A 24,839-nucleotide genomic window follows, 5' to 3' on the forward strand; every position below is an offset into this window, starting at 1 on the left:
CGATTAGACCACCGTGACTGGAATGCGGTTGTCCGTTTCCTGGCCACACTCGGTGAAGATACGCTGGTGGCATGTCCCGCAGACGGCTCGATCCAGCGCCGGGGCCATGGCCGCGATCGCCGCACTGGGCGTCTCGAAGCAGCGCTCCTCGCCGATCCTCTGCAGGTCACCTCGGCGGCGCAGTTCATCCAGCACATTGCCCTTGAGCGAGCTGATCACCAGCTCGCCGCCCTGCTGATGAAGGCGACGAATCTCCTGAAGCAGCATCTCGATGCCGGAGGTGTCGATGAAGTTGATGCCCTTGCCGATGATCAGTACCCGTGCGCCAGCTTCGGAGCTGAGCGCCCGAAGGCGGCGCTGCACATGGTCGCTGGCACCGAAGAACAGTGAGCCGTCGATGCGCAGGATCTTCAGCTGGGGACACTGGGGGAGCGCGTAGCGCTGGACGTTGCGAATATGACGGCGGGGGTGGTCCTGGCGGGGTGCCACTTCCAGGATGGTCGGGCGTGAGGTGCGCTTCAGGTAGAGCACCAGCGAAAGCAGCACCCCGATGTAGATGGCGAACTCCAGTGCGACGAGCAGGGTAGCGGCAATGGTCGTCGTCAGGATCAGTGCTTCATGGCGGCTGGCGCGTACCAGTTGGCCGATATGGGAAGCATCGATCAGGTTCCAGGCGATCAGCAGGATGCCCCCGGCCATGGCGGGCAGTGGCAGATAGGCGGTGATGCCCGGGGCCAGCACCAGGATCAGCGCCAGCAGCACGGCGGCGAATATGGCGGCCAATGGGGTGCGCGCCCCGGCATCGTAGTTGGCGCCGGAGCGAGTGAAGGAACCCGAGCTGGCATAGCAGGAGAAGAGGCCGCCAACGATGTTGGACAGCCCCTGGCCGATGAACTCCTGGTTGCCATCGATTACCTGGTGCGAGCGCAGGGCGATGGCGCGTGCGATCGACACCGCCTCGATCAGGCCTAACAGGGCGATGGCAAAGGCCCCCGAGGTCAGGGTCCGCAGGCTGTCCGGCGACAGCTCGGGCAGCGTCAGTGGCGGCAGGGTGCCGGGCAGCGCGCCGACCAGGGCGACCCCATGGGCTTCACCGTCGAGCAGTAGACAAGCCAGGCTGCCGGCGGCCAGACCCAGCAGCAGATGGGGCCAGCGCCGGTTGAGCCGCCGTATCAGGAGGGAGGTCAGCAGCGAGATCAGGCCGATGGCCAGCGCATAGGGATTGGTCTCCGGGAGCGCCTGCACCAAGGCTGACAGATCGGTCAGAAAGCCCTGGCCACCAGCGACGGAGAGCCCGAGGAGATGCTTCAGCTGGCTGGCCGCGATCAGAATCGCCGCCCCCGCCGTGAAGCCGATCACCACCGTATGGGAGATGAAGCTCACCAGGCTGCCAAGGCGCAGCAGGCCCATGGCCAGCTGGATCAAGCCGACCAGCAGGGTGACGGTCAGGGCGGCAGCAAGGTATTGCGATGGCTCCAGGGGGCCGAGGCCGCCGACCACGCTGGCCAACACGATGGACAGCGCGGCAGTGGGGCCGGACACCATATGCCAGGAGCTGCCAAACAGCGCGGCGACGATGGCGGCGACGATGGCGGTATAGAGGCCGACCTCCGGTGGCAGGCCGGCGATGAAGGCATAGGCAACGCCCTGGGGCAGCACCAGGATGGCACCGGTGAGGCCGGCCATCAGGTCGGCGCCCAGCATCCGGCGGTCGAGGGACCGGCCCCAGTGGAGGAAGGGCAGGCAGCGCGAGAGTCTGGACGCCATAAGCGACACCTCAAAATGAGCTAGCCAATCCCTGGCTGGGGTCTGCGGTAATCCAAGGGGGCCAAGATGATACGAGTCGTCCGACGCGCTCGGCTCTCGGCACGGAGCATTTACCAGACACCGAACAGGTAGCCGCGCTTGTGTGCCATGCCTGTCTGTTCGCAGACCCGCTGATTGCTGACGGTGATACGGCTATTGCGCTTTCTCGCCCAGTCACCGAGAGCGTCCTGCAGCGACTGCAGTGTCTCGTCGTGGCGGCGCTCTCCGGCCAGGTCATGCAGCTCGTCGGGGTCCGACTTCAGGTCGAACAGCTGAGGACGGTGGTGCTCGTAATGCACATACTTCCAGCGACCGTCGGTCACCATGAAGGCCCTGGCCTGATCAGGCGCCAGCGACAGGGTCAGCCGGGCTGGCCGCCAGGCGAAGTCGGCTTCGCTGAAGGCGTGGGTGCGCCACCTGCTGATCTCCTCCCCCCGCAGCAGGGGCTGCAACGAGTAACCCTCCAGTACATGGTCGTGGGCGCGGCTGTCGCCACCGCCGTAGTCGATAAAGGTGGGCACCAGGTCGATGGCTTCCACCAGCCGGTCAGAGACCGTGCCACGAGTGGCATCGGCCTGGGGTGAAGGGTCCACCACGATCATTGGAATTCGTGAGCTGGGCTCGTGGAACATCTCCTTCTCCCCCAGCCAATGGTCACCCAGGTAATCACCGTGGTCGGAGGTAAAGACGATCAGGGTATTGTCGAGCTGGCCGCGCTCTTCCAGGAAGGCCATCAGTCGACCGATATGATCATCGAGCTGAGAGATCAGTCCCATATAGGCGGGGATCACCCGTTCACGTACCTCCACGCGGGAAAATTCCAGCGACTCCGGGTGATTCATGAAGGCCTCGAGCACCGGATGGGGTTGCTCGCGCTCCTGCTCCGAGCGTACCGCCGGCAGTATATCTTTCTGCCCGTACATGGCGTGGTAGGGGGCCGGCGCCATGTAGGGCCAGTGGGGTTTGATATAGCTGAGGTGCAGGCACCAGGGAGAGTCGCCGGCCTCGGTGATGAAATCCATGGCGCGCATGGTCGTGTAGGCGGTCTCGGAGTGCTCCTCCCTGACACGGGCGGGCAGGTGAGAGTGGCGCATGTACCAGCCGCTCAGTAACTCGCCGCCTTGGCCTTCTGCCGAGTTGGCGGCGCTGTGCCAAGGGTTGTCGCCTGCGTAGCCATGCTCGCGCAGATAGCGGTTGTAGGGCAGGTCAGGGTCGGCCGACTGATCGGGATGCAGGCCGTCGTCTCGTTCGTAGGGTTCGAAGCCGCACTGGCTGATCAATACGCCCCGAGAGGAGTCGGGGTCGAGTCCCAGGCGAGACATGCCCTCTTCATCTCGGCGCATATGGGTCTTGCCCACCAGGGCGGTGCGGTAGCCCTGGGGTCGCAGATAGTCACCGATGGTTCGCTCGTCGACGCGCAGAGGAACGTTGTTATAGCTGGCGCCGTGGCTGATGGCGTAGCGGCCGGTGTAGAAGGACATCCGCGAGGGGCCGCACACCGGAGCCTGGCAGTAGGCCTTGGTGAAGTTGACGCCGCGCGCCGCCAAGGCATCGATATGGGGCGTATGGATGTGGGGATGGCCGTTGCAAGAGAGATAATCAGCCCGTAGCTGGTCGGCCATGATAAAGAGAATGTTGGGAGTCTTTTGATGCATGAGTGGGTCCGCCTGCGCTGGTAAGGGCGCCAGAAGGCTGTGCTGGGTGAAGCACCGGCCACGGCGCTGGCAATAAAGAATGATCCATACACTCCATTGACAGATGAGCTGCCGCAACAGAGGCTTTCACACAGTAAAAAGACGAGGCGACTTATGACCAAGCGGATTCGCTCTCTTGCCCGAGGCCTGACCGTTGTCAACGCCATCGATCAGGCCAGTGGCCCGGTCACTCTGGGCGAGCTTCATCACGCGACCGGCATGGACCGGGCTACCATTCTGCGCATTCTCGCCACGCTCGAACATGAGGGCTGGGTCTACCGTGGCCTGGGTGACAATCGCTATCGACTTACCTATCGGCTGCACGATCTGGGCGAACATGTCAGCGTCCATGATGCGGTGGCGCAGCTTGCCGCGCCGGTTCTCGAGCAGCTTCAGGAGGAGCTCATCTGGCCCTCCGATATCGCCATCTTCGATGGAGAGGGCATGGCGATCATCGAAACCTCCCGCCGGCGCACCGCCATCGTGCTCAATCGTGAAGTGGTTGGTTATCGGCCCAGCATGCTGAAGTCGGCCATGGGGCGTGCCTATCTGGGCTTCTGTGACGAGCGTCGGCTCGGCACGATCCTCGACAAGCTCAAGAAGAAGGGGGGAGAGGAGGCGTTGTTGGCCGCGGACAAGGGCTATATCGACAGGCTGCGTAGTGTGGTGCAGCAGCGTGGCTATGCCCAGCGGGATCCTACGGTGTTTCCACTACCCTCGGCTAGCGAGGAGGAGTTTGACGCGATCGCCGTGCCGGTCATCGTCATGGGGGATGTGCAGGCCTGTCTTAGCCTGGTCTGGATAAACACGGCACATCCTGAGAAAGGGGTAGAGGTCCGCTTTGCGGCGCGACTCCGCGAGGCGGCGGCGGTGTTGGCGGAGGCCTTCCATGATCAGGGCCTTTACTGAGTAGCTTTTTGCTGCGGGAGGCTCCACACGAATCATGCGACTTTAGTCGTCTTACCAGAGTGACTCGGGCCATTTATTTCACGAGGTGAAACCTGCCTCTGGGCGAGGGCGGTCGGGGGGACCTAAAGTTGCAGCCACAACAAACCATCCGGACAACAGTTCGGATGAAGGAGCCCTCGATGACCGCAACCCATCCCAACCGCTTCTTTCAACTGGCCCGCTGGCTCAGGCAAGCACTGTTTCTGCTTTTCGCCCTGACGCTGGTCGCCGGTGCCCTCTATACCGCACGCTTCGGCATCTATAACGAGACGCTGGCGCGTGTCGGAGGTCTCGGCCTCGGTATCCTGCTGCTGCTGACTCGCCCCAGCACGACGAAGCACCTCGCACGCCTGCTGCTCGACCTGGCGCTGACGGCGGTCTTCGTGGCGGCGCTGGTACGCTATGCCATGATCGCCAATTCGCTGGAGTTCGGCCTCTACTTTCTGGTACCCGTGGACGTGGTGCTGGGTGTGGGCGCTCTGGTGGTGGTGCTGGAGATGACCCGCCGCGCGGTGGGGCTGCCGCTGGTGCTGGTCTGCCTGGTGGCGATCGTCTATGCGCTGTTCGGCGAGTATGCCGGTGGCATGCTGGGCCACGCCGGGGTAGGAGTCGATAGCTTGATGCTGACGCTGTGGTACAGCTTCGATGGCGTCTTCGGCCGACCGCTGGCCGTGGTGGTGGGCACCATTATCGTGTTCATCATCTTCGGTACTCTGCTCGAGGCGCTGGGAGCGGGCGACGTGCTGCTGAAGCTTGCCATGCGCGGACTTGGCTGGCTGCGCGGCGGTGCGGCACACGCCGCGGTGCTGGCCAGCGCCCTGTTCGGCTCGGTATCCGGCAGCGCGGTCGCCAACGTCGTGGGTACCGGAGTCGTCACCATTCCGATGATCAAGCGCACCGGCTTCACCGGCCGCTTCGCCGGTGCCGTCGAAGCCGCGGCTTCGAGCGGCGGGCAGATCATGCCGCCGATCATGGGCGCCGTGGCCTTCATCATGGCCGACCTCACCGGCATCCCCTATCTCTACATCTGCCTGGCGGCGCTGATTCCCGCCCTGCTCTATTACGGCAGCCTGTTCGCCTGCATCTCGGTGGAGGCGAAGCGTCAGGGCATCGAGCGCCCCGATCGTTCATTGCTGCCGCGCATGGTCGCGCGCGACTGGCTGATGCTATCGGTGTTTTTGGTGCCGCTGGGCATGATCGTCGCCATGCTCATCCTCGGCTCGTCGCCCGCCATGGCCGGGTTCTGGGCCATTGTCGCCGCGCTGGTACTGGGCTTCGCTCTCAATCGTCAGGCGCGCTCCCTCACCGCGCTGCGAGCGGCGGTGGTCGGGGCAGCCAATGCCAGTGCCCAGGTGCTGGTTGCCGTGGCCGCGGTGGGCATCGTCGTTGGCGTGATGAACCTCACTGGTCTGGGGCTGCGCTTCGCCTCGGCGGCGCAGGCGCTGTCGGACGGCTCGCTGCTGATGTCGCTGATCGTCATGGCGATGGCCTGCCTGATGCTGGGCATGGGCATGCCCACGGTGCCGGCCTACCTGATCATCATCCTGGTCATGGGCCCCGCCGTGGAGGCGCTGGGCGTGCCCACCGTGGCGGCGCATATGTTCGTGGTCTACTTCGCGGTGATGTCGGCGATCACCCCCCCGGTGGCGCTGGCCGGCTATGCGGCCGCATCGATCGCCGATGCCAATCCGATGGGCATCAGCGTCTCTGCCTTGCGCCTGGCTCTGATGGGCTTCCTGGTGCCCTTTGCCTTTGTCTATAGCCCTTCACTGCTGCTGATCGCCGACTTCTCGGTCGTCGAGTTTACCTGGGCCTTGCTCCGTCTCGCTGCCGCCATCTGGATGTTGGCGCTGTTTGCCGGCCGGGGAGGGCGCTGGGCCGTGGCGGGCATGGTCGGGGCCATTCTCCTGGTGCTGCCGGGTCTCCTCCTGCAACTTGCGGTGCTGGCGATGGCCGTGATGGCAGAGCTCCTCCATCGCTTAGGAAAGCGTGACCCCACGAAGCAGACGACAACGCTTGGCCCTTGAGCGCCATGGATGCGCCGGGCGGCGCACCCTCTTTACCCTGAACTGGAGAACAACAATGCTGCATAGACACGTCACTGCCGATCTCAAGCGTTTCATGACAACCGGCCTTCTCTGCTCGACGCTGCTGACCGGCGGCGCGGCCAGCGCCGCCGAGAACCTGCGCATGTCGACGCTGGGGCCTGGGACCTCCCCGTATATCGTCATGAATACCTTTGCCACCATCGTCAACGACCAGGTCGAGGAGTACGCCATCCAGGTCAATGCCACGGGAGCCGCCACTCGCCACGCCGTGGAAACGGCCCAGGGACGCTCCGACTTCTTCATGTCCTCGCCGAACCTGTACCACATGATGGCGACGGAGACCGGGCCCTACAGCGAGGCCAGGGGGGTGGGGGCCTTGGCGGGCAATCTGCGCACCGTCTTCAACTTCCCCATGGGCTACTACCACGTCGCCACCTTCGCCGACTCGGGCATCGAGGGTTTCGATGATATCGAGGGCAAGAAGGTGTTCCTGGGGCCCCCGGGCGGTGCGGCCTATCAGACCGCGAGGCTCTATATCGAGGGGTTGACCGGCCTCAAGCCGGAAGAGGACTACGATGTGGTCAGTCTGGGCTGGGACGCCGCGTCACAGAGCTTCCAGGATGGCCATATCGACGTCTACTTCAACCCGACCCTGCCACCCAGCCCCGCGATCTCGCAGATCACCCTGACCAACGAGATTCGCCTGCTCGGCATTCCCGACGACAAGCTGGAGGATCCGGCGCTGCAGCCGCTCTTCGACCGACCCGGCTATCGGATTGGCGTGATCCCCGCCGGCGCCTATGGCGACAATCTTGTCAACGAGGGGGAGATCCGCACGATCGGCGTCACCGTCGGCCTGGTGGCCAACAAGGACGTCTCGGAAGAGGCTGTCTACGCCATGACCAAGGCCTTCTGGGAGGGGCTCGAGGCCCGCGCCGCACAGATTCCGGTGCTGAAAAACATCACCCTCGACGATGTCTTCCTCGATATCAACACGCCACTGCATGCGGGTGCCGAGCGTTATTATCGGGAGATCGGGCTGGAGATTCCCGAAGCAGCGTTAACCGAAAAGTAATAGAAGGCTCCAATAAATATATTATCGGCCTACTTTGCCGACAATGCTCGAGGAAGTACTCATGTCGGTGTCGATTCCCGGGTAATCAGTCACCCGGGGTCGGCAAAACTAGACCCACGAATGAGTTCCGTAGAAGTTCTCTGGCTGCCAGCAGCGGGTAACCCCTATTGATCATTTGATCATCCGGGCTCCTGCATCATAACGAATCCCAAGAACGGGGAAATGTCATGCGTGTTATATGGCGTGTGATGAAGCATCTTAATGTTTAAAATATAGGAAATTAATAAATTGAAATCCTCTATTGTGTTTAAAGGAGTTAAGTCATTTGCTCTCACCACTTTTGCCTTGGCTACGCCACTTCTGGCTCAAGCTTATGAGTTTGAAGTAAATGATACTACCGTCAGTGTCTATGGTTATGCCAGGTTGGATATGATATATGACGTTGATGCCGAGCTGCCGCCGGCGGGAGCCAACGCGGCCATTCCGCTGGATGACGATCCGCGAGCTGACATCACGGGGCATACTCAGCTCCACGCCAAGCAGAGCCGTATTGCCTTCGCCACTTCAACCCCGACAGACAGAGGAGAGTTGAAGACCGTGATCGAGGGCGACTTCTTTGGCGGTGGCGGGGATCGCGAGGAGTTTCGACTGCGACATGCCTATGGTACATGGAACGGCATTACTGCAGGCCAGACCACCAGCAACTTTGGCTTTATCCTTGGCATGAACCGCACCATCGACTTCAAGCGGCAGGCTGGCTTGCCGCAAAGTGCGCGTCAGGGGCAGCTGCGTTATACCACCGGTGGTTTCTCGGTAGCCCTGGAAGATCCCGGCAATCTGGGCGGCACCGTGGCAGACGGTTTCACCCCCCGTGGCGGTTATATCTCCCATGCCGCAAGCAAGGAAGCCCTGCCCGATCTGACCCTGCGTTACATGGGCAAGGCCGGCAACCTCAATTATGGCGTGTCGGGGCTGGTCCGGCAGCTGGAAGTGGAGGACGGTGCCCTCCTCGATGACAGTGCCCTTGGTTGGGGCGTCAATCTGGAGGCGGAATATCACCTGACATCGGCCTTGACGCTGCGGGGTAGCGTGACCCATGGCGACGGGATCGGCGGCTACATGGAGGAGGCCCCCGGGGCGCCGGCCTATGTCGATCCGGCCACCGGCGATGTCGAGCCCATCACCCTGACCGGCGGGACGGCCGGTGTGCGGGTGGCGGCAGGACCGGGCCATATCAACCTGGGCTATGGCTACGCTACCGCCGATCTGGACGACGCCATCGACGCCGGTGTTGCCAATGCCGACGTTGCCAATGAAACATTCACCGACTTGCATCTGAACTACATCTGGTCGCCGGTTCGTAACATCAGTTATGGCGTCGAGGTAAGCCGACAGACTCGAGAAATCGCCAATGGTGACGATGGCGACGCCGTACGTCTTCAGGGCATGGTGATGTACCGTTTTTGATCCAGCCCGGTAGCCACCGTGGTGGCTACCATAACAGCGGCCTGTAATGTGCTATTCCGATTCATTTGCCCCGGGGAGGCCCTCGGGGCATCTTTGATGCTCCTTGGTTTACGCTAATCCTGGGCCAACAATGCAGGCGGTGTTCTGCACTGGCTGAGGTGGGTATTGGCGGATCACTGGTATCTGCACAGCGCCAGCAGCCCGGCCTTGGAGCGCACGCCGAGCTTGGCGTAGGCGCGCTTGCGGAAGGTGTCGGCGGTGGAGGGGGCGATGTCGAGCTCGGCGGCGGCGGTCTTGAGGGTATGGCCGTGCAGGAGGAGAAGACAGAGCTCACGTTCTCGCTTGGAGAGTGCCTGAAGGGCCTCCGCGTCCTCGTGTCGGGCTGGGAGAGTAGCCGGGCGGGCCTGGCGGTAGTGGCGCCGGATCAGGCTGGCAATCAGCGGCGTCAGGCTCTGCAAGTCCTCCAGCTCCTGGCGGCTGAAGGGCCCGCGGGCCAGGTCTCGGTAGAGGTTCAGGTAGTAGAGGGTATCGAGGGCAGGGATCATGATGGAGGCCTTGTCGGCCAGGTCCGGGAAGGCGAACAGGTGGCTCCGGTAGGCTGGCGACATCTCCTCGGGCATGCTGATCAGTTCGGCATTCGCTTGTCCGTCGCCTGCCCGAAGCAGCTGGCGAAGCCGAGGGTAGTTGGGGTCCTGACGAAACAGCCCGCCGGCATAGAGGCGGGCCAGCCGCCCGGCTACCTTGGGATAACGGCTGTTATCCACCAGCAGATACGACATGGTGTCGTTGCGGGTATAGGCGAACAGGATGCACTGCTCCACGCCCAGGCTCCTGCGGAGCAGGGTGGTCAGATGATCACCGAATGCTTCATCGCCAAGCCGGGCCACGCAGTCGGCCAGGATGGCCATGAGCTCCGGCCAGTCCGAGTCCCGGTTGTCGAGCAAGCCAGTGGGCATGTCGGCTTCTACCTTGGTCGAAGTAAAGGCGTCGATTGTCCCCTTTTTTTTGGGACATGAGCAGAGGGTAGCACGGGGATAAGCTGCGTCCAGATCAGACCACAAGAACCCGAAGCCCCAAAGGAGATGTCCATGCGCCCCGCCGGACGCTTAGAAACCGACTCGCTCTACTTCGACTACCCGCATTTTCCCTTTGTATGCCCACCCGAACTGGAGGGCGAGGCCGTGCGCCACCCGGTGGCCATCGTTGGTGCCGGGCCGGTGGGTGTGACCGCCGCCCTGGAGCTGGCCCGCCACGGTATCGCCTCCGTGGTGCTGGATGACAAGGACACCGTCAACGACGGCTCTCGCGCCATCTGCATCTCTCGCCACAGCCTCGAGATCCTGCAGCAGCTTGGCGTCGATGCACCCTTCGAGCGGAAGGGGCTGGGCTGGACCCAGGGGCGCACCTACTTCCGCGACCGCGAGATCTATCGCTTCCGCATGCCGCACTCCGATCAGGAGCGTTACTACCCGATGGTCAATCTGCAGCAGCAGTACATCGAGCAGTTTCTGATCGACGAGGCTCACGCCAGCGAGCTGATCGAGATGCGCTGGCAGAGCAGGCTGACCTACGTGAGTCAGGGTGATGATGGTGTCACTCTGGAGGTGACCACGCCCGAGGGTACCTATCGGCTGCAGTGTGACTATCTATTGGCGGCCGATGGCGGACGCAGCCGGATTCGCGAGTCCCTCGGTCTCTCCCTGCATGGCCAGGCCTACGAGGGCCGCTATGTCATCGCCGACGTGCGTCTGAAGTCCGACTTTCCGACCGAGCGTCGCGCCTTCTTCCACTCCAGGGCGATGCCCGACACCACCATCCTGGTCCACAAGCAACCCGATGATATCTGGCGCATCGACTACCAGTTGGCGCCGGGGGAGGACTCCGACGATGCGGTTCGCGAGGAACGGATTCGGGAGAAGGTCGAGTTGATCGTGTGTGACGTGATGGACGAGGAGGGGGACTGGGAGCTGGAGTGGTGGAGCCTCTACAAGGCCTACACCCTGGCTCTGGATGACTATCGGCATGGGCGCGTGCTGTTCATCGGCGACAGTGCTCACTTGGTGCCGATCTTCGGCGTGCGCGGCCTTAACAATGGCCTGGCGGATGCCGCCAATGCCGGCTGGAAGCTGGCCTCTGTGCTCAAGGGGCAGGCCCCGGAGGCCCTGCTCGACAGCTATAGCCCGGAGCGCCGTGGCGCGACCCTGGACGTGTTCGCCAATGCCGGCAAGAGCACGCGCTTCATGACGCCTCCGACGCGCGGCTATGCGCTGATGCGCGATGCCGCCCTGGCGCTGGCCTACCACAACGACTACGCCAGCGGCTTCGCCAACCCGCGTCAGGTGACACCCTATACCTACGCGGAGAGCCCGCTGACCCTGGCCGATGATCCCGCCTTCGAGGCCGGCCCCATTCCTGGCGCGCCGCTGATCAATCGCCGCCTGGGTGATAACGACTTTATGCTCGATCACCTGGGCAGCGGCTTCAATCTGCTTCACTTCAGTGAAGAGGGGCGGGTGGAGCCGGCGCTGCAGCAACAGCTGGAGTGCCTCAGGTCACGCGGCATCGATATTACCCTGCTGCGACTCACACGCTCACCGGGTGATGAGCAGACTCTGGTCGATGTGGATGGCAGCCTGTTTGCCGGCTATGGCGCCAGGCCAGGCAGCGCCTATCTGGTTCGTCCCGACCGTCATGTGGTGGCCCGCTGGATATCCCTCGACCCCGCCGAGCTTGACGCCGCCGTGACCACTGCCCTGGGAGGAGAATGATCATGACTGATACCACACTGCCCTTCGCCGACCTCGAGCGGGTCTACGAGCACCTGGCAACCACCCTGGACGAACTGCCGGAAGGCGAGGAGAGTCACTTCCTGGCCCAGCTGGCACTGGCGCTGGCCCATCGGGTGCCGGAAGTCGATCGGGTGATGGCGGCCATCGAGGAGGCTAAAGAAGGTGCCACCATCGACCCCCCGGGTGGGCTCTAGCAGCCTGTTGGTCTTTGCCACCTTTCGCCGGTGCTTTCCCGACGAGCTGACTGGCCTGTTCGTTCAGGTTCTTGAAGTGGCCCAGGCGGCCGTGGAATAGTCGCTTATGCATGTTCTTAACCGTGAGAGAATCGACCGCAGATCACCTGGTTCTCGTTGACGATTTGCGGGACCCTACAGCTAGACCACCTAACGTCATAGGAGCGGGATATGCAAACCACAGTCGGAGAATTTCTTTTTACACGGTTGCGTCAGGCTGGAGTGACCGAAGTGATTGGGGTGCCTGGCGATTTCAACCTCAATCTGCTGGAACAACTCGAAGATATGGACGGCATCCGGTTCGTCGGGGTATGCAATGAACTGAATGCTGCCTATGCCGCGGACGGTTATGCTCGGCGCCGCGGAATCGGCGCGTTGATGACAACCTATGGCGTCGGAGAGCTCAGCGCGCTATGCGGTATTGCCGGAGCGAACTCCGAGCACCTGCCGGTTTTCTCGATCAGTGGCGCGCCGCCCTTGTTTGCGACTCAGAATCGATTTCGGCTCCATCATTCGTTGGCGGACGGCAACTTCGACAACATGCTTTTGAGCATGGCGCCGTTCACCGCGACCGCTGTCCATATCGATTCGATAAATGCGGTCGAGGAAATCGACCGGGCACTGCATTTGTGCCTGCGCAAGCAGCGCCCGGTGCATATCCAGATCCCGTCCGACGTATCGCACCTAAAGATCGAGGCGCCAGACACGCCCTTTGACGTGCGCATGCCGGCCAGCGATCCCGAGCGGCTCGCGGCGGCGCTTGCTCATGTGCAGGATAAACTCGCGTCTGCAAAACGTCCCGCGATCCTTACCGACATGGACGCAGATCGTCACGACCTGATCGAGGGTCTGCGTATACTCGCTGGTCGCGCCAACATCCCGTATGCGCAGTTGCCGACGGCCAAGGCGCTGCTCGATGAGAACAGCCCCTTGTTTCTTGGCACCTACGCGGGTGAGGCCTCTTCCGCCGATGTGCGTGAGCGGATTGAGTCTTCGGATTTTCTCATCACGACATCGCCGCGGTTCATCGAGAGTAATTCTGGTAACTTTACCGCGCAGCTGCCGTTCGAGTCGGTCGTGGATATTCGCAATCACCGCGTGACGGTCGGCCCCGACTACTACGAAGGCGTCGTCGGTTCCGAACTACTCGCGCACCTCGTCGACACCTTTCCTGAGCACTCAGAGACAAACACTCTTGCCGATACATCAACCGCCGTATCGCCCCAGCAGGAGCCGGGCAACGCAAGCGATCCGTTGACCCACTCATGGCTATGGCCGCGCATGGCCCAGTTTCTGCGTCCTGACGACATTGTGATCGCCGAGGCCGGAACGTCGAATATCGGGCTTTCCGGCCAGCGCCTGCCCGCAAACACGGCGTTCGTGGCGTCGAATATCTGGGGTGCTATCGGCTACACGCTCCCCGCGCTGTTCGGCAGCATGCTCGCGGAGCCTAACCGTCGACATCTGCTGTTCATCGGCGACGGTTCGTTCCAGTTCACCGCACAGGAACTGTCGACAATTCTGCGCCACGATCAGCGGCCGATTATCGTGTTGATCGACAACGCCGGTTACACGATCGAACGCTGGATACTCGGGATGGATCGCACCTATAACGATGTCGCCGCCTGGGACTACGGACACCTGCCGAAGATCTTCGACGCGCAGACAACGATGCGTTCATACCACGCATCCACTCATGAAGAACTCGACGATGCGCTCGCGCATATCGAATCTTCCGAGCACGGCGCTTTTCTGGTTCTGCACCTCGACCCGAAAGACGCTCCGGAGGGGTTGAAGGCTTTCGGCCCGGCTGTCGCTGATTTCGACTACGGCCCGACGGGACCGCGCAATTCATGATGCCCGCAGACCACGACTGATCGCCTCCAGGCTTGCAAATACGAGTTGATGTCCAACGGTGAGCGGGTGCGAAAAGTGCACCAGTTCGTGTTGATGTCCAACGGTGAGCGGGTGCGAAAAGTGCACCAGTTCGTGGGCATGGCTCGGCTCATGTGTACCCGGACGCCTTACCTATAGGTTAGCCACCCTTGCGACCGCATCCACAGCGCCAGCTTGCGTGGAGCGTCATCGGGGATACGGTCGCCCAGGGCGTCTGCGATGACTCGTTCGGCAGGAAGGTCGGGCGTCGCTCTTAGTCGCCGCAGCAGCGGGGCCAGGTATACGCCATTGAGGTGCCATAGGCCCAGGGGCTGATCGGGGGTGACGACGACTTCGGCCTCATGAATCTCTCCCTCTGCCACCACCGGTCGTCGTGCGATGTATACCTGATCGGGAGTGACTTCCCGATGCAAGGGCTCGGCATCCGGCCAGTGGCACCGGGCCTGCCAGAAGGGCTGTTCGGCCCACTGATGTTCCTGGGCATAGAAGTCGCGGCCGATGCGCGCAAAGCGATAGAAGAGCCCGTCTAGGCGTGACTGATGAAACTCACGCGCCAGGGGCTCACGGGAGGGATATCGCAGCAGCGTATTGATTACCGCCGGCGCCTGCAGCGCCGACGACAGTGACTGGAAGATACCGTTGCCGGAGAGCGGATCCACCGCCATGGCGGCGTCTCCCACTCGCAGATAGCGCGATCCGACGCAGTCACCCTGCAGGATCGAGGTGCTGCCTCTTGCCCGGGGTGTGTCGGAGGGCTTCGTGAGGCCTAGGAAGGGTTCGGTCAGTGCCGGGGCTTGTTGGGCCAGGCTGGTCAGTCGGGTACTCATCCAATCCGCCATGGCGTGCCGAGGCGGCAGGCGTGTGACGGTTGGGTCCAGGGTGATCTGCACATGGCACTCGCCACCGGGGCGTCGCGCCAGCCAGGCCCAGCCGTCGGGTAGGCTGAGGGCCGCCGAGGCGGCCGGGCCGCTTGCACCCTGGAGGCGTTGTAGAAGAGTCACGCTGTTCGGCCCACGCGCTGCTACGGCCCCTGCCCCCGGAGCGGTTCGTCCTCGAGCCTCTACCAGGAAGTCGGCATTGAGACTCGCTATCCCGCGATGGGTTAACCACGATATCCGATAACCGTTCGCGGTCGGCTGTAGTTCCTTGACCTGGGCGTCGATCACGCTAACCCCCTGGGTCGCGGCGTCCTGAAGTAGGGCCCGGTCGAAGGCCCTGCGCTCCACTAGTCGCTCAACATTGGCGCTACTGGTCGCCGAGTTCCAGGCTACCTGGCGCGGCGAAGGTGCTTCAGGCACCGTCAAGGCTTTATCGAAGCCGGCATGTGCAAGGCCTTGCAGGGCCCGTTCGGAAATGCCCTCGATGGCGTCGAAGGGGCGCGGGCGCTGAATCAGTGTGACGCTATAACCCAAGCCAACCAGCCCCAGCGCGACCGTGCTTCCCGCCGGTCCACCCCCCAAAATGGCAACATGTGCCGTCATTGGCCTTCTCCCGCTCGCCGCTGTTCGGGGCCTCGGTAGCTGGCTTCGGCCATCAGCCAGTCGCGCACCCGGCTCGGTCGACGCTCGCCGCCTGCGCTCAGGTAGTTGGCTATTCGAGCGCTGAGATGGGCACAGCCCAGGCTGGCACCGGCATGGCGACGCTCGCCATTGATCGGCAGCACACAGGCGCCAAAGTCGGCGTAGGCGGTGTCCAGGTGAGAGATTTCATCCCGAGCGCATCGCGCGTCACCGGTCATGCGAAACACCCCAGGGTAGCAGGCGGGAAATGTGGGCTCACCGCGGGCTGGACTGGCGGCACACAGCAGGGTCCCTGCGCGTAGCGCTCGATAGCAGGCCTGGCGCAGCACTTCGCTATCACGGTGCAGGCCGAGGCTGAGGTTGATCAGCTCGACCCGCTGTGCCACCAGCCAGTCGATAGCGGCGGCCACCTGGGTGGGTGTGGTGATGGCTCGTGTCTGGAAAACCTGAGCCATCCAGAGCCTGACGCTGGGCACCTGATCGACAAGAATCTCGGCGACCCGGGTGCCGTGCCCCAGAAGATCTTCTCCGGGCGCGGTTTGCCACAGGGCGTGATCATGGATCTCGAAGCCAGCGCAGCCCTCGCAGTGTGCCCCCAACGCAGTTGCCAGGCCGCTGTCGATAACACCGATATGCACGCAGCCGTCAGCTCGCATCCAGCACCTCTGTGACGTGGCACGGCGTAAGCTGGCCTTCGGCAAGCCGGAAGTGCCAGTCGGCACCGGCCAGTGCGCTGGCATGATGGCTGATCAGGATCTGGGTGCGTCCGGCGAAGAGTTGGTCGACGGCGGCGATCACTTCTGCCTCGGTGGCCGCGTCCACCGCCGAGGTCGCCTCGTCGAGCACCAGGATGGCGGGATCCTGTAAAAGGGCTCGGGCAATGGCAATGCGCTGACGCTGGCCGCCGGAGAGCTGTTGGCCGCGTTCGCCAAGCGGAGAATCAAGCCCTGCCGGTAGACGTTCGACCAGTTCATCTAGACGGGCGGCGTGGGCGGCCTGCGCAATATCATCATAGCTGGCCTCGGGTGAGGCGTAGCGCAGATTGTCGGCCAGAGAGCCGCGAAACAGCACGATATCCTGACTGACCACGGCGATGGTGCGACGCAGGGCGGACAAATCCAGGGTGGCGATATCGGTGCCGTCCAGGCATAGCCGCCCGGCTTGAGGATCAAAATGACGCTGCAACAGATCGATCAGTGTCGATTTCCCCGCTCCCGAGGCACCACTGATGGCGATCTTGGTGCCGGCGGGTAGCACGGCGCTGACACCGTCAAGCACCGGCCGCGAGCGGTCGGGATAGCCAAAGCGCACGGCATCCAGCGTGATCTCGCCTCGCAGCGGAGACGGCAGAGGGCGTGGCTGTAACGGCGATCGCACATCGGGATGCTGCTGGCGGACCTCGTTGACCCGGGTCAGGCTGACGCTCATGCGCTGGATGGCCACGTATAATCCCATCAGGCTATTGACCGGCCCGGTGGCCATGCCCAGATACGTCGAGAAGGCGATCAGCGAGCCAAGCTGCCACTGGCCCTCGATTACCCACCAGCCACCGATCAAGAAGGCCGCCGCGCGTGTCAGCGAGGTCAGGGTGGAGGGAATGGCCTGCGTGAAAAACTCGGTGATCTGCAGGCCCAGCAGTTGGCCCAGATAGCGGTCGTTGAGGCCATCCAGGCGATGACGCTCGCGCTCCGACTGGCCGCTTGCCTGGATGAACTTGGCGGCGGGCAGGGTTTCGACCAGAAAGCTCGACAGGTCGGCCGAGCGCTCGCGCAGGCCGCGCGTCTGGTGCTCGACCTTGCGCCGCATCCAGTGCAGCCAGATCCCTTCCAGCGGCACCAGTATCAAAATCAGCAGTGCCAGCTTCCAGGAGAGCAATATCATCAACGTGACGGCACCGATAAGGCCGAGCAGGCTGCTGAGCGCCGAGAATAGGCTGTTCACCGCGAAACGCTGGATCTCGGCCACATCGCCGTCCAGGCGCGACAACAGATCGCCGGTGCGGCGCTCACCGAAGAAGCGCGGTGATAGCGTAAGCAGATGGCGGTAGAGATCGCTGCGCAGTGTGAACAGGATACGCCCGGAGAGTCGTGTGTGCAGGTAGCGGTTGATACCCGAGAGCAGCGTGCTGGCCACACCGGTGAGAATCATCAGGCCGGCCATCATCACCAGGGTGTGGTAGCTTCCGGCCAGCAGGCCGGCATCGATCAACAGCTTGGTCAACCAGGGCTGCAGTAGCACCAGAAGCGAGGCCAGCAGCGACAGCGTCAGCAGCCCGGCGATCGCCAGTCGATGCGGCGAAATAAAGCCGTATAGCCAGCGAAAGCCCTGCTCCAGGGCAGGGCGATCGTGGCTGTGGATGGCTCGGGTCAACCAGTGTAGCACTAATGATTTCCTCTACATTTGGCCGCTGGGCCCACCATGGTTGTGCCCTGTGACATACTGCTTTTCTTGGCTGGATTGATTATGGGGCTGTATCGTGGATTATTGCCACTCGCATGTCGGAAGTGGACATATCTCCGGGTAATTGAATGCTGGCTATCTGCTCGAGAGTCTCAGCATCGTGCACGGAGATATCACTGCTGGTACCCCCCGCGTAGACGGTATTGCCATCTCGTGAGACGTTGACCGTGTAGTAGGTGTGATCGAGCGGCTGTTCCTTGACGATGGTCTTGGCCGCAATATCGATTTTCGATACGGAATTAAAAACACCATAGAGGGTGTTGTCATCGGTCGGGTCGGTGACGAAGTTCATGATCACCTCCGTAAGTGGCGCGATTTCCATGCGTTCGGACTCCGCGGTTTCCAGGTCGACCCGGCTGATGCCCCACCACCACTCGGCGGTTGCCATATCCTGCTCATCGTCGGTGAAGCGGGCAGTACTGTAAGGCATGATGTATTCATTGGCCTGGCTGCCTTGGGTGTGCATGGCGAAGGCATCCGGCGTCATCCATTGTTCACCGCGATCCCAGTTCTGTAGCGGCTCGAGCAGGCGAATCTCGCCGGTCTCGGGGTTGATGGCCTGGAGGTCGCCGCCACCGAGAATCACCTCTCCCGTGCCGGTGGCGGCGATCTTGGTGATGCGGCGGTCCACGGGGAAGGTGCGTACCGGCTGGGCGCCGATCCCGTCGGCGATCTCGAAGACAGCCAGGCGCGGTTCGAGCACCTCATAATGATCGCTCATCAGCCGGACCGGATTCTGCACGGTATAGAGCTCCTGGCCGTCCTGGCTGACGGCCACCGACTGGAAAGACTTGACGGTTTCATTGCCGCTGGACTGTGCGGCATGAAAGGTGATCTCGCAGTTGCGGATATCGATGCCGACGACATCCTCCCAGATATTGGTGATCACGTAGGCGGTCTTGCCGTCCGTAGCGGGCACCATGATGCCTGAGCCGAATGGACCGGGAATGTCGCAGCTCCGCAGCAAGCTGTTGCTGGCCATGTCGATGACCTGCAGCTGATTGGGCCGGGTGACGGTCAGCAAGTATTCCCGATAGTCCCGTGCCGCTGGGTCTTTCGAGGATGTCGTGTCCGCGGCAGCGCTCGCACCGATGCCGGCCAGCATTAGCCCCCCGATCGTTGCCAGGGAAGAAAGCAGGAGTGAGGATCTCATCGTGACGTTGCTCCGTTATTGTTCGTCTTCGAAGATGCCGTCGATCTTGCGCCAATCCTCGTTGGCCTTGTCGACACCGTTACCCCAATCCGGATAAGTACTCATCGTGTCCGGTACCTGCGCCGGCCACCAACAGGCATCGGCACAGCCGTAGAGGTCCGACTCCATCGGCTGGCAGAGAGAGCTCAGGCCGCCGAAGGCGTCGATTTCCCAACCCGGGTCAGCCGTCGCGGTACAGCCGACGATGGTCTGCATGGCCACCACGTCCTCAACCTCTTCGGGTGATACTGCCCTCTGAAGTTGCACGGCCTTCTTGTTGAACGATTTGAGGTGCTTCATGGGTCAGGCACTCCTTCTGGGCGACACGTGCGAATCGAAGAAACCCGGGTTATCGATCATGATGCGGGAATAGGTATGAATGCCGAAGTCCACCCAGTCTCGCATCAGGTCGCAGTAATGATAGGTAGGACGTGTCGGGTCTCCGTACTTGGCATAGCTCTCGTGATAGCAACCGCCAGAACAGAGGTTACGTATATGACAGGTCTCGCAGCCTGTGCCGCTGCGATCGAGACGCTGTTCGACAAACTCCGCCAGTCGCGGCTTGTCGATACCCTGGTTGACGTCGCCGAAAAGTGGCAGGTCCGATCCGGTGAAGCGGTGGCAGAGATTTAGTCCCCCTTCATGGTCAACCGCAAGAAGGCCCACTCCAGCACCGCAGGGCAGTAGCTTCTTGTTGCCCTCATGCATGTCGCTCAGCAGCTGGTGCATATTGCCGAAACCCAGGCTGCGACCCTCGCGAGCGGCTTCGTAATAGCGCTCACCGAGGCGCTTCATGCCTGTAAAGACCTTGGCCAGCTCTTCTTCGGTAAGGTTGTAGGCAGCGATATCGCCGGAGGTCACCGGGCCGAAGCCGACCTCGGCGAAGCCCAGCTCGTGATGAAGGTGTTCGAAGATGCGCTCCACGTCGGTAACCCCACGGGTCAGGGTGACGCGACAACCCACTGGCCGGGAACGATAGCGGGACAGCAGCATCTCTACCTTGCCGCGGACTACATCGTAGGTGCCCTGGCCACCCACGGTAATGCGGTTCTTGTCATGCAATGCCTTGGGACCGTCCATGGAGATGGTCAGTCCGAAGCGGTGAGCATCCAGCCAGTCCACCAGCGTTTCGTTAAGCATGGTCGCGTTAGTGGTCAGGGTAAAATCCACTTCGGCATCGAGCTCGGCGAAGCGCTGCTCGCAGTAGGCCACTACGTCGCGAATCAGTGGCATGTTGGAGAGTGGTTCACCGCCGAAGAAGACCACGTTGTAGCGAGGCTGGTCCGGCGATTCGCTCAGTAGCATTTCGATGGAGCGTATGGCGGTGTCATAGCCCATCTTTTGACCCTGAGAAGGAGTCGTCAGGTCCTCCTTGTAGCAGTAGGTACAGCTCAGGTTACAACCAGTGTTGACGTTGAGCACTACGGTGGTCAGGGGAAAGCGGGTCACTTTCTGCGGCTTGGGGTTGATCTGTACCGGTGTTCCGGGTTCCTGAATGACCTCAAGCAACTTCAACTCGTCCAAGGTCTCTTCGATGGCTTCGGCTTGGTGGTAGGCCTCCAGAGTGGCGAGAGTGGATCGATCGACCTTGTCATGCTGGTCGAAGAGTGCCAGCAGGTCGCGGCTGAGAGCATCCAGTTCGAAAAGGCTGCTGCTGGGCACATGGAAGAGCATCTGTCTCGACTGAACGTCGACCCGATGCAGGTTGGGTTCGACAAGTTGCATGGCACCCATATTCACCTCGTTATTATCGAATGTCGGTTGTCGCCTAGGTGCCACCCGGAGTGGCACCACTTCAAGGCCTGAATACAGGAGGTTCAGTCGAGCACGCGCTGCACGTAGTCCTGCACTGCTACCAGCAGCCGACTTTCTCCGGAGAGCTGGTCCGTTCCGTCATCCACCGTCGCTACAGCTTTCAGGCGTCCGACATTGTTGGCCGACTTGGGGCGTTCCGGGTTGGGGCCGGCATCGCCGGGGGTGAAGATGCCGTGGGCATCGATGGTACCGGCATACTCGGCATCCTGTTCATGTGCGGCCGCCTCGTCGGCGGGGATGATCGACCAGTCGGCCGGCATATAGCCCAGGCGTAGGTCGTCATCGGTGCCTACCTCGCCATCCGCACCGGCGGCATAGCCCACCGCTCGGAAGGCTACGCGCATCTTGTCGAGCTGGCCGCCGTTGCCGCCGACGCGTGCCAGTGCATTGGTCGGCTCGACCTCCAGCCGCGCCAGACAATCATAGACCGCCAAGATGCTGTCGCCTGTCGCCTCACCCACGGTCACGTCGCGCGCTCCAGGTGAGCCCTCGGGTGCTGCGCTGATCCGCATCCGAATACGATCATCGCTGCGCTCAAGCACCTCCTCGACGCGAACACCCTCACCTAGAGAGACCTCACCGCTCAGGTGCTGGCCGATCAGGGTCACCTCGCCGCTATCACCGAGGCGCAGGTATCCCGGCTGAATCCCCAGTATTTCGGCGCCACCATGATCCTTGTAAGCATTCATTTCACCGCCCAGTCGACGGCTGTCGGCCAGGAACATTCGGCCACGCAGCGTTTCTCCTTCGGCATCGGCCGCCAGCACCTGACGCATCTCGACATCGTCCAGCATCAGCGTGCCGCGCCACTCGTAACCGGTAAAGACGCGTGCATGGCCTTCGCCCTCGAGCGGCGAACCGTCTGCGTAGCGGCCCTTCATCTGCAGCATAAATCCGTTGCCGTCTTCATCGGGAGTGGCAGTCATGCGGCCATCATATTCGCCCTTGCCAGGGATGAAACCGAGCACACGCCAGCTGCCGTTCAACAGGGGCTTTTCCTGGCTCAGCCACTCCTCCCAAGCTTCGCTCTTCAGCCCGTAGCGCTCAGCCAGTTCGGGGGCTAGCTCGTCATGGGCCAGTCGATACCACTCGCGATCGCGAGCCATGGCATGTAACTCGGTGGTGGGGAACTGGCCCATATGAAAATTGACCAGATACTGCCACTCCTGCTCGGTACGGCGCTGCAGGCCGACCCGCGCCGCCGAGTGGCAGCGGGCGCACATCTGCTCCAGGTCAGGGTCGATGCCGGCCTCCACCCGGTTATTGTCCTGCTCGAGCAGGTAGCGGAAGCCTTCGGTTTCATCGGGGGCCAGGCCCTGGGTGTCCGCCAGGTACTGAACCAGGGATCGCTTCTCCTCCTCAGGAATTTCTATGCCGCGCAGATGGATCATGCGATTGATCGTCATTTGCCAGCCTTCCGGCGTCTTGCGCTGATCGGAGATGCGTGAGAAGTATGCCGACTCCTCGGCGGTGGTGGTTTCGGTGTGACAGGCCGCGCAGCGTTCGCGCAGAATCTCCACACCTTCCTCGGCGAAGACCGGTGAGGCGGAGAGACCGACAAGTAGCGTGACCATCGCGCGCTTGCCGAGCCATCCAGCTAGAGAAATATGTCGTGTCATGGTTGTCGCTCTCTTCATCACTCGAAGACGTCGCCGTCGTTAGCCAGCGCGAAGTTCCCCTCGTAAGCATCCGTCATCTCCTGAGTGAGAGTCGCCTCCGATGCGCCGAGGAAGAGGGGGTGGATCATCACCAGAAGCTCTGGATCGATTTCATCAGCAATATTGGCGAGCTGCTGGGTAGTGGTGTGCGCATCCTGCATATACTCTTGCCACTCTTGTGGCAGAGTTTCTAGGCCGGTCGTTGACATCACTTCGTGTAGCAGGATGTCGGCGCCCTGAGCATGTTCGATCAAGTTTGGTGTCGGGCGGGTATCACCTGAGATGACAATGGTTTTATCCGGCGCCTCGATGCGATAGCCGAAGGCTTCACCCGACTCCCAGGTACCGTGGTCCACGTCGAAAGCGGTGATGGTGACATAGCGATCCTGATAGACGAGGCCCGGTTCCGAGGCGAGCTCCTCTACGAGACCGGAGTAGGGTGCTTCCTTGCCGATCGGCAAGCTTCCCAGGCGGTGCTGGATGTCTGGCTGATAGGCCGCTACTGCGCCATCGACCACGGTGCGTGTGCCGGCAGGCCCCCAGATGCGTACCGGCTCGTTACGCTCGAGTACCCAGCCACGCAGCAGCAGCTCGGGGATGCCGAGGATATGATCGGAATCAAGATGGGTCAGAAACAATTTATTGAGGAAAGTTGGATACATGAACTCCGGGTAGGAGGGCGACATCGGGAAAATGTCACGACTTTCCTCGTCGAGGAAGCCGGCCAGGGTTTCCATGAAACCGGAGCCGGCATCGAACAGATAGACCTCATCCTGGTTGACGATGACCGCGGTGGCGGTGCCGGCACGCCCCTCGACGATGTTGGGGGTGCCGGTGCCCAGGGTGACCACCCGCGTCGGGGCGCGCAGGTCCTCGGCCATGAGTCTTTCATCCGGCACCTGTTCGTCCGCCATGGCCACGCTGCCTGTCGAGGCTGTTAGGGTAACGAGCGCGATCGTGGTGAAGGTAAGGGTGAGAGAGGAAAGAGAGCTGTGCAGTCGCATGGGGAGACCTGCCTTGTTGTCTGATTATTGATCCCCTAGTGAATGACGGAGCGTTGCCTCCTGTCTTGATCGTGTTTGCCAACCGGTTTGACCCAGTGCGCCACACCGCCGATGAACTGGCCGGCGAGCCGCACTGCCCCGTGTGCTACAGAACAGGTCCGGCATGCAGGACCTTGCCCGGCCCTGCCGTCGCGGATCACTCTTATGCCAAAGGAGCATGGCGCGAGCGTATCCAAGTGCCGCAAGATGGTTTCTTGTGCAACAATACTAGCGCGAGCAGAGAGCTTATGCGTCCCTCACCCGCTTCCCAGCCGACCTTCGCTACCTGGTTGTCGTCGCTACGGCGCGTGTGTGGCAGCTTCGACTCCCAGCCTCCCCGGCACAACACCCCCTTCCAGGGTCGGGTCGGCACCCTTACCACCGGCGGCCTGGAGATCGCGGAGGTTAGTACCAACGCGCGGCGAATCGCCCGACTCCGTGATCGAGCCGGTGGCGAAGATGATCGTTACTGTTTCCTGATCGTACAGCGGCAAGGACATGCCGAAGTACGCTCGCGGGAGCGTTCCCTAACCCTGCGTCCCGGCGAGATGATGCTGGCGGATTCGGCTCGGGAGTTTGAGATCCTGCCCCAGGGCCTGATCGAGCAAGCTTCCTTCCACCTGCCTCGCCAACATGTGGCCGAGCGAGTGCCGCAAGGGATTCCCTTCGGCAAGTTGCTGGTCCACGGCCTCAGCGGTCAACTCCTGCAGTTGATGGTCAATCGTATCGTCTCCCGCCAACTGGTTGACGAGGCCGACCGTCTCGAGGGGGAGGCTCTCGGTGAAGCGCTGGTCGCCCTCCTGCTGCCGTTGGCCAGTGACATCAAGCAGAGCCCGATGCCGCTCGAGGGAACGGAAGTGCTCTATCAAGGGGCTCGACAGCTGATCGATCAGCAGCTTCAGGATCCCGAACTGACGCCAGCCGTTATCGCCCAGCGCTTGGCCGTCTCGGTCCGCCAGCTCTATCGCCTGTTCGAGGCTCATGAGGACACCGTGTGTCGCTACATCCAACGACGCCGGCTGGACTGTTGCGCCGAGGACCTGGCCAACCCCGCCCAGCTTGATATTTCCATCACCGAGATCGCCTTCCGCTGGGGGTTCACTGATTCGGCGCACTTCAGCCGCGCCTTCAAGAAGGCCCATGGCATCTCGCCGCGGGACTACCGTCGGCACCATAGCCTGCATTAAAGGGTTCT

Annotated in this window: 19 protein-coding genes; 8 read left to right on the forward strand and 11 right to left on the reverse strand. The window is 62.2% G+C overall.

What is annotated here, in order from left to right; all coding sequences use genetic code 11:
• Positions 1-3: 3 nt before the first annotated feature.
• Both RM463_RS12690 and RM463_RS12695 read right to left on the reverse strand, forming a co-directional pair.
• Positions 4-1,767 (reverse strand): SulP family inorganic anion transporter, encoded by a 1,764-nt coding sequence (locus tag RM463_RS12690; protein ID WP_311430203.1) that lies wholly within the window; start codon positions 1,765-1,767, stop codon positions 4-6.
• A 110-nt stretch (positions 1,768-1,877) separates the two neighbouring features.
• Entirely contained in the window at positions 1,878-3,461 is a 1,584-nt protein-coding gene (locus RM463_RS12695; protein WP_311430204.1) for an alkaline phosphatase family protein, read from the reverse strand.
• Positions 3,462-3,614: 153 nt separating this feature from the next.
• On the opposite strand from RM463_RS12695, the gene RM463_RS12700 reads away from it, so the two are divergent.
• The 4 genes from RM463_RS12700 to RM463_RS12715 all read left to right on the forward strand — a co-directional run bounded on the left by RM463_RS12700 (position 3,615) and on the right by RM463_RS12715 (position 9,038).
• Entirely contained in the window at positions 3,615-4,409 is a 795-nt protein-coding gene (locus tag RM463_RS12700; protein WP_311430205.1) for a helix-turn-helix domain-containing protein, read from the forward strand.
• A gap of 179 nt (positions 4,410-4,588) precedes the next feature.
• Complete coding sequence (locus RM463_RS12705) at positions 4,589-6,475, forward strand: TRAP transporter fused permease subunit (protein ID WP_311430206.1); 1,887 nt, start codon at positions 4,589-4,591, stop codon at positions 6,473-6,475.
• Between the two features lie 55 nt (positions 6,476-6,530).
• Positions 6,531-7,571, forward strand: a complete 1,041-nt coding sequence (locus RM463_RS12710; protein WP_311430207.1) for a TAXI family TRAP transporter solute-binding subunit — start codon at positions 6,531-6,533, stop codon at positions 7,569-7,571.
• 288 nt (positions 7,572-7,859) lie between these two features.
• Positions 7,860-9,038 (forward strand): DcaP family trimeric outer membrane transporter, encoded by a 1,179-nt coding sequence (locus RM463_RS12715; RefSeq protein ID WP_311430208.1) that lies wholly within the window; start codon positions 7,860-7,862, stop codon positions 9,036-9,038.
• Between the two features lie 173 nt (positions 9,039-9,211).
• Here the strand turns inward: RM463_RS12715 and RM463_RS12720 are convergent, their stop codons facing one another.
• The gene (locus RM463_RS12720) at positions 9,212-9,994 is read right to left on the reverse strand and encodes a helix-turn-helix transcriptional regulator (protein ID WP_311430209.1); all 783 of its coding nucleotides are present in this window, start codon (positions 9,992-9,994) and stop codon (positions 9,212-9,214) included.
• 132 nt (positions 9,995-10,126) lie between these two features.
• Between RM463_RS12720 and RM463_RS12725 the strand changes: the two genes are divergently transcribed.
• The 3 genes from RM463_RS12725 (at position 10,127) to RM463_RS12735 (ending at position 13,917) form a co-directional block, all read left to right on the forward strand.
• Positions 10,127-11,806, forward strand: coding sequence for an FAD-dependent monooxygenase (locus RM463_RS12725; RefSeq protein WP_311430210.1), 1,680 nt, complete (start codon positions 10,127-10,129; stop codon positions 11,804-11,806).
• Positions 11,807-11,808: 2 nt separating this feature from the next.
• Positions 11,809-12,021 carry a hypothetical protein gene (locus RM463_RS12730; protein ID WP_195688806.1) on the forward strand — a complete coding sequence of 71 codons (213 nt, stop codon included), beginning with the start codon at positions 11,809-11,811 and terminating at the stop codon, positions 12,019-12,021.
• A gap of 210 nt (positions 12,022-12,231) precedes the next feature.
• Positions 12,232-13,917, forward strand: a complete 1,686-nt coding sequence (locus RM463_RS12735) for a thiamine pyrophosphate-binding protein (protein ID WP_311430211.1) — start codon at positions 12,232-12,234, stop codon at positions 13,915-13,917.
• A gap of 167 nt (positions 13,918-14,084) precedes the next feature.
• Here RM463_RS12735 and RM463_RS12740 read toward each other — a convergent pair whose 3' ends face one another.
• The 8 genes from RM463_RS12740 to RM463_RS12775 all read right to left on the reverse strand — a co-directional run bounded on the left by RM463_RS12740 (position 14,085) and on the right by RM463_RS12775 (position 23,605).
• Entirely contained in the window at positions 14,085-14,957 is an 873-nt protein-coding gene (locus RM463_RS12740) for a hypothetical protein (RefSeq protein ID WP_311430212.1), read from the reverse strand.
• Between the two features lie 476 nt (positions 14,958-15,433).
• Complete coding sequence (locus tag RM463_RS12745) at positions 15,434-16,132, reverse strand: S8 family serine peptidase (protein ID WP_311430213.1); 699 nt, start codon at positions 16,130-16,132, stop codon at positions 15,434-15,436.
• A complete protein-coding gene (locus tag RM463_RS12750; RefSeq protein WP_311430214.1) occupies positions 16,122-17,858 on the reverse strand; it encodes an ABC transporter ATP-binding protein in 1,737 nt (578 codons plus the stop codon). Before RM463_RS12750 ends, RM463_RS12745 begins: the two co-directional genes overlap by 11 nt.
• A gap of 79 nt (positions 17,859-17,937) precedes the next feature.
• A complete protein-coding gene (gene peaD, locus RM463_RS12755) occupies positions 17,938-19,041 on the reverse strand; it encodes a quinohemoprotein amine dehydrogenase subunit beta (RefSeq protein ID WP_311430215.1) in 1,104 nt (367 codons plus the stop codon).
• Positions 19,042-19,104: 63 nt separating this feature from the next.
• On the reverse strand, positions 19,105-19,428 hold the full coding sequence (gene qhpC / locus RM463_RS12760; protein WP_311430216.1) for a quinohemoprotein amine dehydrogenase subunit gamma: 324 nt from the start codon (positions 19,426-19,428) through the stop codon (positions 19,105-19,107).
• Positions 19,429-19,431: 3 nt separating this feature from the next.
• Complete coding sequence (gene peaB, locus RM463_RS12765) at positions 19,432-20,862, reverse strand: quinohemoprotein amine dehydrogenase maturation protein (protein WP_311430217.1); 1,431 nt, start codon at positions 20,860-20,862, stop codon at positions 19,432-19,434.
• Between the two features lie 83 nt (positions 20,863-20,945).
• The gene (peaA, locus tag RM463_RS12770; RefSeq protein ID WP_311430218.1) at positions 20,946-22,562 is read right to left on the reverse strand and encodes a quinohemoprotein amine dehydrogenase subunit alpha; all 1,617 of its coding nucleotides are present in this window, start codon (positions 22,560-22,562) and stop codon (positions 20,946-20,948) included.
• 17 nt (positions 22,563-22,579) lie between these two features.
• Positions 22,580-23,605: an MBL fold metallo-hydrolase gene (locus tag RM463_RS12775; protein WP_311430219.1), complete on the reverse strand. Its 1,026-nt coding sequence runs from the start codon at positions 23,603-23,605 to the stop codon at positions 22,580-22,582.
• A 287-nt stretch (positions 23,606-23,892) separates the two neighbouring features.
• On the opposite strand from RM463_RS12775, the gene feaR reads away from it, so the two are divergent.
• Positions 23,893-24,831 carry a transcriptional regulator FeaR gene (feaR, locus tag RM463_RS12780; RefSeq protein ID WP_311430220.1) on the forward strand — a complete coding sequence of 313 codons (939 nt, stop codon included), beginning with the start codon at positions 23,893-23,895 and terminating at the stop codon, positions 24,829-24,831.
• The last annotated feature ends 8 nt before the right edge of the window (positions 24,832-24,839 follow it).

The sequence above is a fragment of the Halomonas sp. LES1 genome, assembly GCF_031846005.1.
In the GTDB taxonomy this organism is placed as follows: Bacteria; Pseudomonadota; Gammaproteobacteria; order Pseudomonadales; family Halomonadaceae; genus Halomonas.

What these genes read in the sequence shown, in the direction of transcription:
- peaA (WP_311430218.1), bottom strand. Translation starts at nt 22,562, where the DNA reads ATGACACGACATATTTCTCTAGCTGGATGGCTCGGCAAGCGCGCGATG.
- RM463_RS12725 (WP_311430210.1), top strand. Translation starts at nt 10,127, where the DNA reads ATGCGCCCCGCCGGACGCTTAGAAACCGACTCGCTCTACTTCGACTAC.
- peaB (WP_311430217.1), bottom strand. Translation starts at nt 20,862, where the DNA reads ATGGGTGCCATGCAACTTGTCGAACCCAACCTGCATCGGGTCGACGTT.
- qhpC (WP_311430216.1), bottom strand. Translation starts at nt 19,428, where the DNA reads ATGAAGCACCTCAAATCGTTCAACAAGAAGGCCGTGCAACTTCAGAGG.
- RM463_RS12700 (WP_311430205.1), top strand. Translation starts at nt 3,615, where the DNA reads ATGACCAAGCGGATTCGCTCTCTTGCCCGAGGCCTGACCGTTGTCAAC.
- RM463_RS12730 (WP_195688806.1), top strand. Translation starts at nt 11,809, where the DNA reads ATGACTGATACCACACTGCCCTTCGCCGACCTCGAGCGGGTCTACGAG.
- RM463_RS12690 (WP_311430203.1), bottom strand. Translation starts at nt 1,767, where the DNA reads ATGGCGTCCAGACTCTCGCGCTGCCTGCCCTTCCTCCACTGGGGCCGG.
- RM463_RS12720 (WP_311430209.1), bottom strand. Translation starts at nt 9,994, where the DNA reads ATGCCCACTGGCTTGCTCGACAACCGGGACTCGGACTGGCCGGAGCTC.
- RM463_RS12705 (WP_311430206.1), top strand. Translation starts at nt 4,589, where the DNA reads ATGACCGCAACCCATCCCAACCGCTTCTTTCAACTGGCCCGCTGGCTC.
- RM463_RS12735 (WP_311430211.1), top strand. Translation starts at nt 12,232, where the DNA reads ATGCAAACCACAGTCGGAGAATTTCTTTTTACACGGTTGCGTCAGGCT.
- feaR (WP_311430220.1), top strand. Translation starts at nt 23,893, where the DNA reads ATGCGTCCCTCACCCGCTTCCCAGCCGACCTTCGCTACCTGGTTGTCG.
- peaD (WP_311430215.1), bottom strand. Translation starts at nt 19,041, where the DNA reads ATGCTGGCCGGCATCGGTGCGAGCGCTGCCGCGGACACGACATCCTCG.
- RM463_RS12695 (WP_311430204.1), bottom strand. Translation starts at nt 3,461, where the DNA reads ATGCATCAAAAGACTCCCAACATTCTCTTTATCATGGCCGACCAGCTA.
- RM463_RS12775 (WP_311430219.1), bottom strand. Translation starts at nt 23,605, where the DNA reads ATGCGACTGCACAGCTCTCTTTCCTCTCTCACCCTTACCTTCACCACG.
- RM463_RS12710 (WP_311430207.1), top strand. Translation starts at nt 6,531, where the DNA reads ATGCTGCATAGACACGTCACTGCCGATCTCAAGCGTTTCATGACAACC.
- RM463_RS12745 (WP_311430213.1), bottom strand. Translation starts at nt 16,132, where the DNA reads ATGCGAGCTGACGGCTGCGTGCATATCGGTGTTATCGACAGCGGCCTG.